Below are 14,164 nucleotides of genomic sequence, written 5' to 3' on the forward strand. Positions count from 1 at the left end.
TGGGGTGGCCGGACGCTTACGGTGAATCGGGATTTTCTTGATAAAGATCAAGATCGGGAACGACACTCACGACCTTTTAGAGACACTATTTCAGTAGTTTTTTTGAATATACAAACATTACGATTAATATTTTCTTATGCATGTGTGCAGTCACAAATCTGGCCCTTCAGCCGGCGCCGGCCTTAAAATATGCAAACAGCAAACACAACCCACGCCGCTGCCGCGCCGGCCTTACCCTATTCCAATACCTCAACAATCATCCCGACAGACAATTCCGTCGCCCCTTCAGCAATCACGTTCTGACCAAAGATAACCCCGGCTGGCGTTCTGCGATATTTGGCCAGGGTGCGCAACGGCTCCTGGTCCAGCCCCTTGCGGCCAGTTTCGGGATCAACGGTCGTAAACACACAGCGCTCGCAGGGCTTGACGATGCGGAAGGTGGCCTCTCCGATGCGGATGCGCTTCCAGCCATCTTCGGCGAAGGCCTCGGCACCGGAAACCACCAGGTTGGGACGAAAACGCGCCATGGCCAGCGGCCGGCCAACCTTGGCGGAAAGATTGTCCAGCGAGGCCTGACCGATGATCAGCAGTGGGTAACCGTCAGCAAAGGACAGGGGCACGGCAGGATCAACCTTGACCCGGCGGGCGGTTTCGGCGCCGGTCCACAAAAAACTGAGGCGGGCGCCAACATAGGCGGAGATCCAGTCGTCCGCTTCAACAGCCCCCTCCCAGGCCGAAAACTGATCGCCCCACACGGTGGCCTCTACGGGTCGGGTGAAAGCTTCATGGGGGACAAAGAGTTCGGGCCGGCCGGGGGCAGAAAGACTTATTCCGCGATCGGACGGAATGGCATTGATCAGCACCAGTTCGGGGTATTCCCGCCCGGTAACAAAGTGCCCCTTCGGATCGGCAATCATCCACATGCGGTCAAAAGGCAATCCCAGCGGGCTTACCGGGCTGGCAGCAAGGGACTGGCCGCGCATGGATTTGACCGGATAACGGTAAAGGGCAGACAGAACGGGCAGGCTAATGGTCATGGCAGATCTCGAGTGGGAATGCACTGGCACGCAGGAGAAGCGATTATCCTTGGCCCCCTGATCCCTCTCAACAGCACATGAATCATGGATGACGGCACACCCCCTTTGCCCGATGCTCCCGACGCCAGGCTGGCACAGCTCACGGCGGTGACCATCGGCCACTACGAACGGGAGGCGGCATCTTACCGGGACGCCACCTGGGATCACGATGTGAGCCAGAACCGGGCGGCGCTGCTGTCGGCGATGGAGGGCGAGTCGCCTTTCAACATTCTCGATTTCGGTTGCGGGCCGGGACGCGATCTCGCTTTTTTCCACGCCCTCGGCCATCGGGTTACCGGGCTCGACGGCTCCCGGGCTTTTGTGGAGATGGCCCGCGCCAACTCGGGCTGCGAGGTGCTGCATCAGGATTTCATTGCACTGGATCTGCCCACGGCTTGTTTCGACGGGATATTTGCCAACGCATCGCTCTTCCATGTGCCGCGGGTGGTGCTACCCGAGGTGCTGGCCCGACTCCATGCCTGCCTGCGGCCGCAGGGAGTGCTGTTCTGCTCCAACCCTCGCGGAGACAATCAGGAGGGTTTGAACGGCGACCGTTACGGTGCTTTCTACAACCTGACGTCCTGGCGCGAGTTCGTCACCGCCGCGGGCTTCGTGGAAGTGGATCATTACTACCGCCCACCCGGCCTGCCACGCCACCAGCAGCCTTGGCTGGCCACAGTGTGGCGCAGACCCTGAGCCCCGCAGCCGGTACAATGCAGGGTCTGTCACCAGCCTGCGGCCTTTTGGTCCCGCCTCCATGAGCACATCCATGACCTATGAAAAACACCTCGACGAAGTCGCCACCCTTCTCTTCGAGCGCTTCAAGCTGAGCGAGCACGCGGCGATCCAGCTCGTCATGAAAGCCCAGGCCGACGGCTACTTCAGCGATCACGACGACGATCCGACGATCTGCACCCAGTTGCGGGCCGAACAGGACGCCAAGCGCGTGTTCAAGCAGTACGGTACGCCGAAGCGCTGAAGGCCTGCACCACCCCTCATCGGTGCCTTTGTCGAACGAGTTCCTGTCATAATCCGCGGCCAGAATCCGGGATTATGCCAAAGTCATGCACTCGATTCTGGCGCGGCATCCGCCCAGTCCTCGTCGCCACCATTTTGTCGGCGACTGCGGCCTGCGCAGAGGCACCTGCCGGACGTGCAAACCACCGGCAGGTCATCATCGGCTTTAGCACCCAGACCGACGGCCAGGCCCCTGCAACGCTCAACGCCATCGAGAAGGCTGCCGGCACCCGGGTTCGCTACGTCAGTGCCCTGTCGGCGCACAGTTACGCCTACCTGCTGGCCTGCCCGTCAGACGATCCCGCTTGCGAGTTGGCGATTGCGACCCTCCGACAGATCACCGGGATTGAATACATCCAGGCTGACCAGACCAGAAAGCTCCCATGAAACACTTTCGCACCCTCCTGCTGACCCTCGCCGGCTTGCCCGCATTGCTCTCGATGAACGCGACCGCCCAGGTCGCAACCCCGGAAGCGCGGGTGATTGTCAAACTCAAGGCGGGCTCGGCGCTCAAGCAGCTCCAGGCCACCAGCCGTATCCAGAGCCTGGGCAAACGCCTCGGCCTGACCGCACAAATGATCAGCCAGCCCGGTCAGGACATGCATGTGATGCGCGTTGCCGGCCTGACTTCCGACGCGCTTGCCGCCCGCCTGGCCAAAGAGTCCGACGTGGAATACGCGGTGCCGGACCGGATCAAGAAAGCCAGCGCCCTGCCCAACGACCCGCTGCTCGGCGCCCAGTGGTATCTGCAGACGCCGAATATCAACCAACTGTCAGCCATCGACGCCGTCCGGGCCTGGGACATGACCGGCGGCAACAACAAGGTGGTCGTCGCCGTAGTGGACACCGGCGTGCGTTTCGATCACGAAGACCTGGCCCCACGATTACTGGCAGGCTACGACTTCATCACGAATGACCTCAACGCCGGCGACGGCCAGCCCGGACGGGATGCCGATGCCTCGGACTCGGGGGATTACGTCAACACCAGCGATCTCGCCAATCCCACCCTGCGCACCATGTGCGGCACCTCGGTGACATACGGCAGCTCATGGCATGGCACCCAGGTAGCCGGCATCGTGGCTGCAGAAAGCAACAACTCGCGCGGTATCGCCGGGGTGGGTGGCAGCGCCCGCATCCTGCCCATTCGGGCGCTTGGCAAGTGCGGTGGTTTCGACTCGGACATTATCGCGGGCATGCGCTGGGCCGCCGGCCTGGCGGTGCCCGGCATTCCGGCCAATCCGAATCCGGCACAAATCATCAACCTGAGTCTGGCCGGCGCCGGCACCTGCAGCGCAGCCTACATATCAGCCATCGCCGAAATCCGGGCGACCGGCACGCTGATCGTGGCCGCAGCCGGCAACGAGACCGGCCCGGTCGACGAGCCCGCCAACTGTGCAGGCGTGCTGGCCGTTGCCGGCATCCGCCATGCCGGCACCAAGGTGGGGTATTCCAGTTACGGTGTCGAAGTCGGCATCAGCGCGCCCGCCGGAAACTGCGTGAACACCACCGTCGGACTGCCCTGCCTCTTCCCCTTCATCAACACCATCAACCTGGGCTCCACGGTGCCGGCCGGCAACGGCTATACCGGCATAGGCGACACGACGGTCGGAACCAGCTATGCGACGCCGCTGGTCGCCGGTACCGCAGCCCTGATGCTCGCCGCCAATCCGGCACTCTCCGAAACCGGGCTGACCCGTTACATCAAGCAGGGAGCGACGCCCTTCCCCTTCGACGCCGCCCTTCCGACCTGCCCTGTTGTTGGCGCCGACGGACAGTGCAACTGCACCACGACCACCTGTGGTGCCGGCATGCTCAACGCGGCAGGTGCTGTTTCTGCCGCAATTGCAGCCATCCCGACCAGTCCGGTAGCCCGCATCACGGCCCCCGCGTCCCTGGAAGCCGGCAAGACCACGACGTTCAGCTCTTCCACCACGACAGTCTGGAACGGCGCCACCCTGGTCAGCTGGAAGTGGAGCCAGACAGGGGGCCCGGCAAACGGCACTTTCGGCTCCGACAGCGCGGCAAGCACCAGCTTCAGCGCACCGTCGGCCGGCAGCTACACGATCCGTCTCACCGTAACGGACGATGGCGGCCGGACGGGAACAGCGGAAACGAGCATCGAGGTAACAGCCGCCCCGGCCCCTTCCGGTGGCGGTGGCGGTGGCGGCGGTGCGACCGATCCCGCCAGCCTGCTTGGACTCCTTGGTCTGGCGGCAATGGCCATGCTCCAGCGGCGCAAGGCCTGAAAAGACCAGAATGAAATCTTGCTCACCATCGAGAACAGCCCGGGGCGCAGCCCGGCGCACCAACTCGATGGTGTGCTGCTGATCGTTCCGGACAACTCGGCTGACTGGCATCGAAGAGCCGGGGGTTTCATTGAATCCGGCGCTAATTTCGCGGTCTTACCCGCGACACACCAGCCTTTCAGCCCCGGAGCCCTCTCATGACTTTCCGTTCCTGCCGCGCGCCCCTGCTCACGCTGGCCGCAGCCTCCCTGCTGGCCGGCTGCACCGCCAGCACCATCAAATCCACTTGGCGGGACGAAACCGACACGGCCGGAACTCCCCGTAAAATCGTCGTGTTTGTCGCAGTAAAAGACGAAAACCTGCGCAAGATGGCGGAAAACCGGGTCGTTCAGAGCCTGCCGTCCTATATGACGCCCACAGCCGGCCATCAACTCGACCTGGACCCGCAACTGGAAGTCGACGCGGTTCGCGAGCGACTGATCAAGGGCGGTTTCGATGCTGCCCTCGTCTCGCGGCTGGTGTCGGTGGATAAATCCCAGACAGTCGTTCCGGCCCAGACCCAGTTCATGGGCAATCCCTTTTTCTGGAACCTCGGCCCCCGCTACCGCTCCTTCTACACGTACTACCCCTACGCCTACACCACCCCGGCTCATACCGTGGAAAACACCCGGGTTGTCGTGGAAACCCTGCTCTACCGCCTGCCGAAAGGGCGGCCCGTATGGACTGCAGTCAGCGAATCGCTCAATCCGCAATCCTCTCTGCAGGTGGTGGAAGAACTCATCAAGCTGATCGGCAAGAAGCTCCAGGACGAAGGCCTCCTGCCGCCGGGCTGAGGCTTAGCCAGCCCCGGCCCGTTCGCTGCGCCGGTAGTGGATCACCGCCGGTGCCACAATCAGCATCCCAAAGAGCCCAACGAAGATCAGCGGCCACAATACCGGCCGATTCCATTCGGCCCGCTTCTGCTCCCGGACGGCCACATCGACACGCTGATACTTGAGCGTGTTGCGGATGATCTTGCCCGGCTTGCGGTTGTACAGCCAACCGTGCTGCAAGGCATAAGCCTTTTCGTAGAACCCCCACACCCACGGCGCGTCGTGCTGCAGGATGGCCAGCATGCGCTCGATGATGGCCTGGCGCGCCGGGCTGTCGGGCATCGCCTTCATGCGTTCAAACAAGCGGTCGTACTCGGCGTTCTCATAGTTCGCCGCGTTCTCCCCCTGACTCTTGACCTTGCCCTGCGCCCCGTAGAGCAGGAACAGGAAGTTCTCCGGGTCCGGGTAATCCGCGTTCCAGCCCCAGTAAAAGAGCTGTGCATTGCCCTTGCGGATCTTGTCCTGGAAGCGGTTGTAGTCAGTGGCGCGCACCACCAGTTGCACGTCAAGCTTGCGGAACTGTTTGGTCAGCCAATCGACCGTGGACTTGTCACCCATGCCGCTGCCCGTGGTGTCCAGATTGACCACCAGCGGCTCACCGCTCTTGGCGTCACGCCCACCGGGATAGCCGGCCTCGGCCAGCAGACTCCGCGCTTCCTCTACCGATTTGCGCTGGGGCTTGCCATCTACCCAGTCGTACACCTGCGGATTGATGCCGGCCTGGTCGGACCGGTAACCGAAAATACCAGGCGGAATCGGGTGCATGGCCGGCACGCCACGTCCATTCTGAAACACAGAGATGAACTCCTCCTGGTCGATGGCGATGGAGATTGCCAGACGCAGCTTGCGCGCTCGTTCGCCAGTTCCACCCACCGTCGGGTCGAGCATATTGAAACCCATGTACATCACGGACGGCGCCACTGAAGTGTTCAGGCGGATGTCCTTGGCGACCATCTCGTCGCTCAGACTCACATCACCCTGCCCACCCATCTGCACCGCTTGGTCAAAGTTGTCGGAGGACACACCCGAAGCGTCGTAGTAGCCCTGCAGAAACTTGTTCCAGTAAGGAATGCTTTCCTTCTCGCGCGTGAAGACCACTTTGTCGATGAAGGGAACGGGCTTGTTGCAATCAGCAAGCAAACCAGCCGCCTGATCTTCCGGTTCCCCTTCGCAGGGATAGGTCTCGCCACGGAAATTGGGATTGCGGACGAGCACCATGCGGGCATTCGGATTATTCTCGGCCAGCATGAAGGGGCCGGTACCGATCGGCCACCAGTCGAGAGTCAGGTTGCGCTCGGCCATGCCCGGCTGGGCGAAAAAACGCTCGGCCTCGAAGGGGACTGGCGCAAAAAAGGGCATCGCCAGCCAGTAAGGAAACTGAGGATAGGCTCCCTTGATGTGCACCCGGTAAGTGTAGCGATCGACCAGTTCAAGGCCACTCATTGGGTACTTGCGCAAATCAATCCAGCCGCCCGGATACTTGCCGGCCTTCTCGTCGGCCATCAGGCGTGCATGCAGATCCTTCAGACCGACAATGTAGTCGCCCATCAACTCCAGCACCGGCGAGTGCAGGCGAGGATGAGCCAGACGCTTGATCTGGTAAACGTAATCCTCGGCGGTAAGCTCCCGGGTGCCGGTGCGGGGAAAATCCGCCAGGCTGCGTTTGCCGGTCAGATCCTTCACGGTGAGGTCCAGGTAGGCAGGCTGCCCCTTGTCATCGACCGCAAAGGCCGGGTGCGGCTGGTAGCGGATACCCGGCTTGATACGAATCTCGTACTCACTGCGGGCGACCCTCGCCGGATCGGCGCCCGACGGCAGCAATTGGCCCGCCTCGTCGTACTGTTTCAGGGTCGGCATGGCCTGCGCCGCGGCCAGGCTCAGTTGAAACGGACGCTTCAGATAATGGTACTGCAGCGGCGGCTCGTAGATCTGGTAGAGGAAGGTCGCTTCATCCTCACTGTAAGACTGGACCGGATCCAGATGCTTGGGCCGCTGGGTGAAGGCGGAATACAGAATATTCTTGCCCCGCTCCGTCGCCGGATAGGGATCGTTCCAGACCTGGCCGCATCCGGCCGCCAGGGCCGCGAGCAGGATTATCGATAGGTTTCGGATCATCGCGCGCATGAGATGTAGTCTACCGGAAGCACCCGGCTCCGCGGCAGCACACGTCCGGGAAGCATCCGCTATAATCTTGTGGTTATTCACTGGAGACACCTTACATGGGCTTTCTCGCCGGCAAACGCATTCTCATCACCGGATTGCTGTCCAACCGCTCGATCTCTTACGGGATCGCCAAAGCCATGCACCGGGAAGGTGCCGAACTTGCGTTCACCTACCAGAACGAGCGTTTCGTGGAGCGCATCTCCAAGATGGCTGCCGAATTCGACAGCAAGCTGATCTACGCCTGCGACGTGCAGAGCGACGACGAGATCGCCAGCCTCTTCGAAAAGCTTGGCCAGGAGTGGGACGGGCTTGATGGTCTGGTGCACTCCATCGCCTTCGCCCCCAGCGAAGCGCTGGAGGGTGACTTCCTCGAAAGCGCCTCCCGCGAGGCCTTCCGCATCTCCCAGGAAGTCAGCGCCTACAGTTTCCCGGCCCTCGCCAAGGCTGCCCGCCCGATGATGAAGGGCCGTAACGGCGCCATGCTCACCATGTCCTACCTGGGCGCGGTGCGCACGATGCCCAACTACAACATCATGGGTCTGGCCAAGGCCAGCCTTGAAGCTGCTGTGCGGTACATGGCCGTCAGCCTCGGCCCGGAAGGCACCCGCGTAAACGCCATCTCTGCAGGCCCCATCAAGACGCTGGCCGCCTCGGGAATCGGCAGCTTCGGCAAACTGCTGTCCTTCAACGAACGGAATGCACCCCTGCGCCGCAACGTGACCATTGATGAAGTCGGCAACGTGGCGGCCTTCCTGTGCTCGGACATGGCCAGCGGTGTTACCGGTGAAATCATGTATGTCGATGGCGGCTTCAACACGACGGCACTTGGCAACCCTGATCAGGGCTAGATTGGATTGACACCTGTAGTGACGGACAAGCAGGCCTAACGGCTAGCCGACAAAGACGCCCGATGAACTTCATCGGGCGTTTTCAATTGTAGCGAGCAATACGGTCGTATCAGTGTGGGATCAACTCTTCGACACCTTTCCGCCCGGGAGACCCCACGAAAAGACGGAGAGTGAAGGGCTCGAATTTCACCCGAGCGGCGAGCCATCCCTGTCCTTCCTGTGCCGCGACATTGCCCATCAAAATTTACTTGTAACCACATCAACGCAGATGTAGCGTAGACGACATGACTCAATGGCTCTCGCTCATCACCAGTCTTCCCACCGAAAACGCCACGGCCCGTATGAGGGCCTGGCGGGCGCTCAAGGCATCAGGGGCCGCCGTCCTGCGTGACGGCGTGTATCTGATGCCTGAACGGGAATCCTGCCGCAATACGCTCGATTCCGTGGCCACCGACATCCTGGGTGCCGGCGGCACGGTTTTTGTCCTGCGTGTCGAAGAGCCGGATGGCGCTGCCTTCGTCAGCCTGTTTGACCGCCGTGAGGACTACGCGGTGCTGCTCGCCGACATCAGCAAGACGCATGCAGGACTTACTGCCGAGACCGCGGCCGACACCCTCAAGCAGGCCCGCAAGCTACGCAAGACCTTCGCGAGCCTCGCTGAAATTGATTTCTTCCCCGGCGAGGCCCGGCGCCAGGCCGAGGCGGCTTTGCAGGATCTGGAGCAGCAGACAGGCTGGGCCTTGTCTCCCGATGAGCCTCATTCTGTCGCCGGCACGATTCCCCAACTGCCGCTTGGCCTGTACCTCGGCCGGACGTGGGCCACCCGTCGTCGTCCGTGGGTGGACCGCCTCGCCAGCGCCTGGCTGATCCGCCGCTTCATCGATCCGGATGCGCACCTGCTGTGGCTGGCGTCACCTGCCGACTGCCCGCCCGACGCCCTGGGTTTTGACTTCGACGGTGCGACTTTCAGCCACGTCGGCGTTCGGGTCACCTTTGAAGTCCTCCTGGCGAGCTTTGGCCTCGAAACCCCTGCGCTGCAAAGGCTTGGGGCGCTGGTGCATTTCCTGGATGTGGGAGGCGTGCAGCCCCCCGAATCGGTGGGTATCGAGAGCGCTTTGGCAGGGCTGCGGGAAACCATTAGCGATGACGACCAGCTCCTGAACTTCGCTAGCACGGTCTTTGATGGCTTGTTGGCCTCCTTCGAGAAAGCGACGCCCGCAAAATGAACCACGCCACCATCACTCCTGAAGTGCGTCCTGAAGCGCAACCCGCGCCGGTCAGCTTCCGGGAAGCCTTCGTTTTCTGGCTGAAGCTCGGCTTCATCAGCTTTGGCGGACCGGCCGGGCAGATTTCGATCATGCATCAGGAACTGGTGGAAAACCGCCGCTGGATTTCCGAGCGCCGCTTCCTGCACGCCCTCAATTACTGCATGGTGCTGCCTGGTCCCGAGGCCCAGCAACTCGCCACCTACATCGGCTGGCTGATGCACCGGCGCTGGGGTGGCATCGCCGCCGGGGTGCTGTTCGTGCTGCCTTCATTGTTCATCCTGATTGCCCTGTCGTGGATCTACATCGCATTCGGCGAGATGCCACTGGTGGCCGGGTTGTTCTATGGCATCAAGCCGGCTGTCACCGCCATCGTCGTACAGGCGGCCCACCGCATCGGCGGACGGGCACTCAAGAACGGCACACTGTGGGCGATTGCTGCCACGTCCTTTGTGGCCATCTTTGCGCTGGATGTCCCCTTCCCGGCCATCGTGGCGGTCGCTGCGCTCATTGGCTACGTGGGCGGACGGCTTGCCCCGGACAAGTTCAAGGCCGGTGGTGGCCACGGCAAGGCCGGCAAATCCTTCGGCCGGGCCCTGATCGACGACGATACGCCGACGCCGGAACATGCCCGCTTTCGCTGGACCGGGCTGATCAAGGTAGCCCTGGCAGGAGCCCTGTTGTGGGCGATTCCGATGGGCTTGCTCACTGCCACCTACGGCTGGGATCACACTCTGACGCAGATGGGCTGGTTCTTCACCAAGGCCGCGCTACTGACCTTTGGTGGCGCCTATGCGGTGCTGCCCTATGTGTATCAGGGGGCCGTCGGACATTGCGGCTGGCTCACGCCGGTCCAGATGATTGACGGGCTGGCCCTCGGTGAAACGACGCCCGGGCCGCTGATCATGGTGGTGGCCTTCGTCGGCTTCATCGGCGGCTACGTGAAAGCGGTCTTTGGTCCGGACAGCCTGTTTCTGGCCGGCGCGGTCGCGGCATCCCTGGTGACCTGGTTCACCTTCCTGCCATCCTTCATCTTCATCCTGGCCGGCGGACCGCTGATCGAGACGACCCATAACGATCTCAAGTTCACCGCCCCGCTCACCGCCATCACCGCCGCCGTGGTGGGCGTGATCGTCAACCTGGCGCTGTTCTTCGGCTACCACGTGTTGTGGCCGGCGGGGCTTGCCGGCCGCTTCGACTGGGTGTCGGCACTGATTGCCCTGGCGGCAGCCATCGCCCTGTTCCAGTACAAACGCAGCGTGATCCACGTCATCGCAGGATGTGCCGTGCTTGGTCTGCTCATCAAGAGCATCCATTGATAGCGACCAACTGGATACTGCCTTCAATCGAAGTGCCGAGGACTCAATGCCCATGCCGGTGATGGATGTCCGGAAAGTGATCATGGCTGTGCTTTAGCGGCATGTGGTGATGGGGGTGGGTATGCGGCTCCCGCCCGTCCCACCCCGGATCGTGGCTATGCTGATGGTGTTCGTCGTGAATGTGCGCGTGGGTATGCTCCAGCGCGTCATGCGCATGTTCGTGCTCATGGGTCTCGGTCAGATGCAGCCACACACCAACGCCCATCAGAACCGCGGCAATCCAGAACGGGGGTGGCGTCGACTCTCCCAGCAGCGCAATGCTCACCGCGGCGCCGACGAAAGGCGCGGTCGAAAAATAGGCGCCGGTACGGGATGTGCCCAGTTCCCGTAGCGCCCGCACGAAAAACACCAGGCTCAGACCGTATCCCAGCAAACCGACACTCATCGTCATGCCGGCCAGCGGCCAGGCTGGCAGGGCCTGGCCAAGAACGAGGGCCAGCCCCAGATTGACGGCCCCCGCCACCAGTCCTTTCGCGCTGGCGATGAACACGGCATCGGACGCAGACACCTTGCGGGTCAGGTTGTTGTCGATGGCCCAGCACAGACAGGCGCCCATGATCGCAGCCGGGCCGATCCAGTCACCCCGGCCAGCCTCTCCGTTCTGCCAGGAAAGCGCAATGCCACCGGCGACAATGAATCCCATGCCGGCAACAATCCGGCGTCCGGCGTGCTCCCGGAACACAAGCCAGGCCAGCACCGCGGTCAGCACGGCTTCGAGGTTGAGCAGCAGCGAAGCGGTACCTGCGCCTGTTCTGCCAAGCCCGACAACGAGCAGCAATGGGCCGAGCACACCGCCGAAGCCGATGGCGCCGCCAAACCAGCGCCAATCTGCGCCCGACAGCCCGCTCGCCTGCCAACCCCGGTCCCGCAGCAGCCGGGCCGCGGCAAGGCCGAGGCCGCTCCCCAGGTAGAGCAGCCCGGCCAGCGCCAGGGCCGAGCCATCACCGATCAGGAGCTTGACGAAAGGTGTACTGGCGCCGAACAGGGCGGCGGCCAGAAGGGCCAGCCAGACAGCGGGCGTGGTGCTCATACGACATCCTCGCTTTGCGGGTGTGAAGCGGGGCCTTGGTCCAGGCGCTTGCGGATGGCGCCGAAGCGCAGGTACAGCGCGGGTACGACGATCATGTTGAGCAGCGTCGAGCTGCCCAGCCCGAACAGGATGACGATGGCCATCGGCGACTGGATCTCGCTGCCCGGCTGTCCGGCGGCCAAGGCCAGGGGCACCAGCGCCAGACCAGCAGCCAGAGCCGTCATCAGGATGGGCACCAGGCGCTCCTCGGCACCGCGCTTGACGGCTTCGGTGGCATCGCCAACCCCTTCGTGCTCCACCAGGTGATGGATGTGGGCGATCATCATCACGCCGTTGCGGGTGACGATGCCGAAGAGCGTGATGAAGCCGATGATCGACGCCACCGACAGCACGCCACCGGCGGCGAACACCCCGATCACGCCACCGATGATGGCCAGCGGCAGGTTGAGCATCACCAGCAGCGCATCCCGGGCAGTGCGGAAAGCGACGAAGAGCAGCAGGAAGATGCCCACGATGACGCCCACGCCCAGGAACAGCAGTGTCCGGCCGGCCTCTTCGGCGCTCTCGAACTGGCCACCGTACTCCACGTGGTAGCCCGCGGGCAGCTTGACCTGGGCCGCGACATTGCGCCGGATGTCGTCCACCACGCTCGCCAGATCCCGCCCGGCCACATTGGCCATCACGACCATCTTGCGCTGCACGTTTTCACGCGTGATGTAGTACGGCGCCCGGTCATTGCGAATATCGGCCAGGGCCGAAAGCGGGATGCGCGCTCCGCTGGCCGTGGTGACCAGCGTTGACCTGATCGCATCGAGATTGGCCTTCGCCGAAGGATCGAAGCGCACCGCCAGATCGTAGCTGGCCTGGCCTTGCTGGACACGGCTCACCGCCATCCCGGAAAAGGCCATCTCGACGGTTTCCGCCACCTGCCGGATGGACAGGCCATGACGGGCCAGGGCATCCCGCCGAAAGCGCAGGGTGAGGAAGGGAATATCGCCCTGCTGCTCGTCCGAAATATCGACCGCACCGTCCACGGTCTGCACCAGAGCCTTGATTTCGCCGGTCAGGCGACGCAGCTCGGGCAGCTCGGGGCCGAATATCTTCACCGCGATGTTCGAGCGGTTGCCCGAAAGCATGTGGTCGATACGGTGGGAGATCGGCTGGCCGATCACGATCTGGGTACCCGGAATGCTGGCGAGGTCGGCCCGCAGCGCCGCCAGAAAGGCTTCCTTGCTGCGCTCCCGCATCTTCAAGGTCACTTCCATTTCCGACGCAGACACGTCCATCGCGTGCGGATCGCCCTCGGCCCGACCGGTTCGACGGGCGGTGGCGACCACTTCGGGATGGGACAGCAGGATCTGCTCGACCTGTTGGCCCAGGCGATCGGACTCCTCCAGCGCGGTGCCCGGCAGCGTGGCGGTACTGACCGTCAGCGTCCCTTCGTTGAAATCCGGCAGAAAGGCCCGGCCTGCGAAGCTCAACGCGACCAGGGATGCCACCAAGGCAAGCACGCTGACCAGCGTCACCCCCTTCCAGCGGGTCAGCGTTGCGTCCAGCACACGCCGGTAGCCGCCTTTTATTGCATGCAGGAAGCGCGGCTCCACGTTCTGGCGGACGATCTTCGAGCGTGGCAGGACAAGCGCCGCCAGTACCGGCGTAACGGTGATCGCCACCAGCAGCGAAGCGGCAAGGGAGACGACGTAAGCAAAGCCCAGTGGCACCATCAGCCGGCCTTCCACACCGGAGAGGAAGAAGAGCGGCATGAACACCAGCATGATGATCAAGGTCGCAAACACAATGGAGCCCTGGATCTCCCGGGTAGCATCGAAAACCACCAGCAGAACGGTGTGCTGTTCGCTTTCGGGCTGGGCCAGGTTCTCCCGCAGACGCCGGACGATGTTCTCCACCACGATGATGGCGTCGTCCACCAAGGCACCGAGGGCAATCGCCATGCCGCCCAGGGTCATGGTGTTGATGGTGGCCCCGAGTGCCTTCATCGACAGGATGGCAGCGACCAGTGACAGGGGAATCGCGACAAGGGTGATCAGCGTGGCACGGGCCGACAGCAGGAAGGCGAAGACGATGGCAACGACCAGGATGGCCCCGTCGCGCAGGGCGACGAGGAGGTTGTCGATCGAGGTGCCGATGAAATCCGCCTGGCGGAAGATGTGGCGCTCGATTTTCATGCCTGCCGGCAGGCCTGCCTGGATGTCCGCCAGGGTGCGGTCAAGCCGATCGGTCAGCTCCAGCGTATTGGCCCCGGGTTGC

General features: G+C 62.9%; 12 protein-coding genes. 8 read left to right on the plus strand and 4 right to left on the minus strand.

What is annotated here, in order from left to right; all coding sequences use genetic code 11:
- Window positions 1-236 precede the first annotated feature (236 nt).
- A complete protein-coding gene (locus ETQ85_RS25070; protein WP_148581733.1) occupies window positions 237-1,037 on the minus strand; it encodes an MOSC domain-containing protein in 801 nt (266 codons plus the stop codon).
- A gap of 84 nt (window positions 1,038-1,121) precedes the next feature.
- Between ETQ85_RS25070 and ETQ85_RS25075 the strand changes: the two genes are divergently transcribed.
- From ETQ85_RS25075 to ETQ85_RS25095, 5 genes are all read left to right on the plus strand, one after another.
- The gene (locus tag ETQ85_RS25075; RefSeq protein ID WP_148581734.1) at window positions 1,122-1,772 is read left to right on the plus strand and encodes a class I SAM-dependent methyltransferase; all 651 of its coding nucleotides are present in this window, start codon (window positions 1,122-1,124) and stop codon (window positions 1,770-1,772) included.
- A gap of 73 nt (window positions 1,773-1,845) precedes the next feature.
- Window positions 1,846-2,055, plus strand: coding sequence for a hypothetical protein (locus ETQ85_RS25080; RefSeq protein ID WP_148581735.1), 210 nt, complete (start codon window positions 1,846-1,848; stop codon window positions 2,053-2,055).
- 74 nt (window positions 2,056-2,129) lie between these two features.
- Window positions 2,130-2,480 (plus strand): hypothetical protein, encoded by a 351-nt coding sequence (locus ETQ85_RS25085; protein WP_148581736.1) that lies wholly within the window; start codon window positions 2,130-2,132, stop codon window positions 2,478-2,480.
- Window positions 2,477-4,339, plus strand: a complete 1,863-nt coding sequence (locus ETQ85_RS25090; RefSeq protein ID WP_148581737.1) for a S8 family serine peptidase — start codon at window positions 2,477-2,479, stop codon at window positions 4,337-4,339. The genes ETQ85_RS25085 and ETQ85_RS25090 overlap by 4 nt, the downstream gene beginning before the upstream one ends.
- A 197-nt stretch (window positions 4,340-4,536) precedes the next feature.
- Entirely contained in the window at window positions 4,537-5,172 is a 636-nt protein-coding gene (locus tag ETQ85_RS25095) for a hypothetical protein (protein ID WP_148581738.1), read from the plus strand.
- A gap of 3 nt (window positions 5,173-5,175) precedes the next feature.
- Here the strand turns inward: ETQ85_RS25095 and ETQ85_RS25100 are convergent, their stop codons facing one another.
- Window positions 5,176-7,326, minus strand: a complete 2,151-nt coding sequence (locus ETQ85_RS25100) for an ABC transporter substrate-binding protein (protein WP_407058365.1) — start codon at window positions 7,324-7,326, stop codon at window positions 5,176-5,178.
- A gap of 104 nt (window positions 7,327-7,430) precedes the next feature.
- Between ETQ85_RS25100 and fabI the strand changes: the two genes are divergently transcribed.
- From fabI to chrA, 3 genes are all read left to right on the plus strand, one after another.
- Window positions 7,431-8,222, plus strand: coding sequence for an enoyl-ACP reductase FabI (gene fabI / locus ETQ85_RS25105; RefSeq protein ID WP_148581740.1), 792 nt, complete (start codon window positions 7,431-7,433; stop codon window positions 8,220-8,222).
- Window positions 8,223-8,506: 284 nt separating this feature from the next.
- Complete coding sequence (locus tag ETQ85_RS25110; protein ID WP_148581741.1) at window positions 8,507-9,448, plus strand: chromate resistance protein ChrB domain-containing protein; 942 nt, start codon at window positions 8,507-8,509, stop codon at window positions 9,446-9,448.
- Window positions 9,445-10,806, plus strand: coding sequence for a chromate efflux transporter (gene chrA / locus ETQ85_RS25115; RefSeq protein ID WP_148581742.1), 1,362 nt, complete (start codon window positions 9,445-9,447; stop codon window positions 10,804-10,806). The genes ETQ85_RS25110 and chrA overlap by 4 nt, the downstream gene beginning before the upstream one ends.
- 43 nt (window positions 10,807-10,849) lie before the next feature.
- On the opposite strand, the gene ETQ85_RS25120 is transcribed toward chrA, so the two are convergent.
- Window positions 10,850-11,896 carry a DMT family transporter gene (locus ETQ85_RS25120; RefSeq protein WP_148581743.1) on the minus strand — a complete coding sequence of 349 codons (1,047 nt, stop codon included), beginning with the start codon at window positions 11,894-11,896 and terminating at the stop codon, window positions 10,850-10,852.
- Window positions 11,893-14,164, minus strand: a 2,272-nt coding sequence (locus ETQ85_RS25125) for an efflux RND transporter permease subunit (protein ID WP_148581744.1), incomplete at its 5' end; no start/stop codon positions are given. The genes ETQ85_RS25120 and ETQ85_RS25125, both read right to left, overlap by 4 nt.

The organism is Zoogloea oleivorans (assembly GCF_008107625.1).
GTDB classification, from domain to species: domain Bacteria; phylum Pseudomonadota; class Gammaproteobacteria; order Burkholderiales; family Rhodocyclaceae; genus Zoogloea; species Zoogloea oleivorans.

What these genes read in the sequence shown, in the direction of transcription:
- ETQ85_RS25070 (WP_148581733.1), bottom strand. Translation starts at nt 1,037, where the DNA reads ATGACCATTAGCCTGCCCGTTCTGTCTGCCCTTTACCGTTATCCGGTC.
- ETQ85_RS25095 (WP_148581738.1), top strand. Translation starts at nt 4,537, where the DNA reads ATGACTTTCCGTTCCTGCCGCGCGCCCCTGCTCACGCTGGCCGCAGCC.
- ETQ85_RS25090 (WP_148581737.1), top strand. Translation starts at nt 2,477, where the DNA reads ATGAAACACTTTCGCACCCTCCTGCTGACCCTCGCCGGCTTGCCCGCA.
- ETQ85_RS25075 (WP_148581734.1), top strand. Translation starts at nt 1,122, where the DNA reads ATGGATGACGGCACACCCCCTTTGCCCGATGCTCCCGACGCCAGGCTG.
- ETQ85_RS25085 (WP_148581736.1), top strand. Translation starts at nt 2,130, where the DNA reads ATGCCAAAGTCATGCACTCGATTCTGGCGCGGCATCCGCCCAGTCCTC.
- ETQ85_RS25080 (WP_148581735.1), top strand. Translation starts at nt 1,846, where the DNA reads ATGACCTATGAAAAACACCTCGACGAAGTCGCCACCCTTCTCTTCGAG.
- ETQ85_RS25110 (WP_148581741.1), top strand. Translation starts at nt 8,507, where the DNA reads ATGACTCAATGGCTCTCGCTCATCACCAGTCTTCCCACCGAAAACGCC.
- chrA (WP_148581742.1), top strand. Translation starts at nt 9,445, where the DNA reads ATGAACCACGCCACCATCACTCCTGAAGTGCGTCCTGAAGCGCAACCC.
- ETQ85_RS25100 (WP_407058365.1), bottom strand. Translation starts at nt 7,326, where the DNA reads ATGATCCGAAACCTATCGATAATCCTGCTCGCGGCCCTGGCGGCCGGA.
- fabI (WP_148581740.1), top strand. Translation starts at nt 7,431, where the DNA reads ATGGGCTTTCTCGCCGGCAAACGCATTCTCATCACCGGATTGCTGTCC.
- ETQ85_RS25120 (WP_148581743.1), bottom strand. Translation starts at nt 11,896, where the DNA reads ATGAGCACCACGCCCGCTGTCTGGCTGGCCCTTCTGGCCGCCGCCCTG.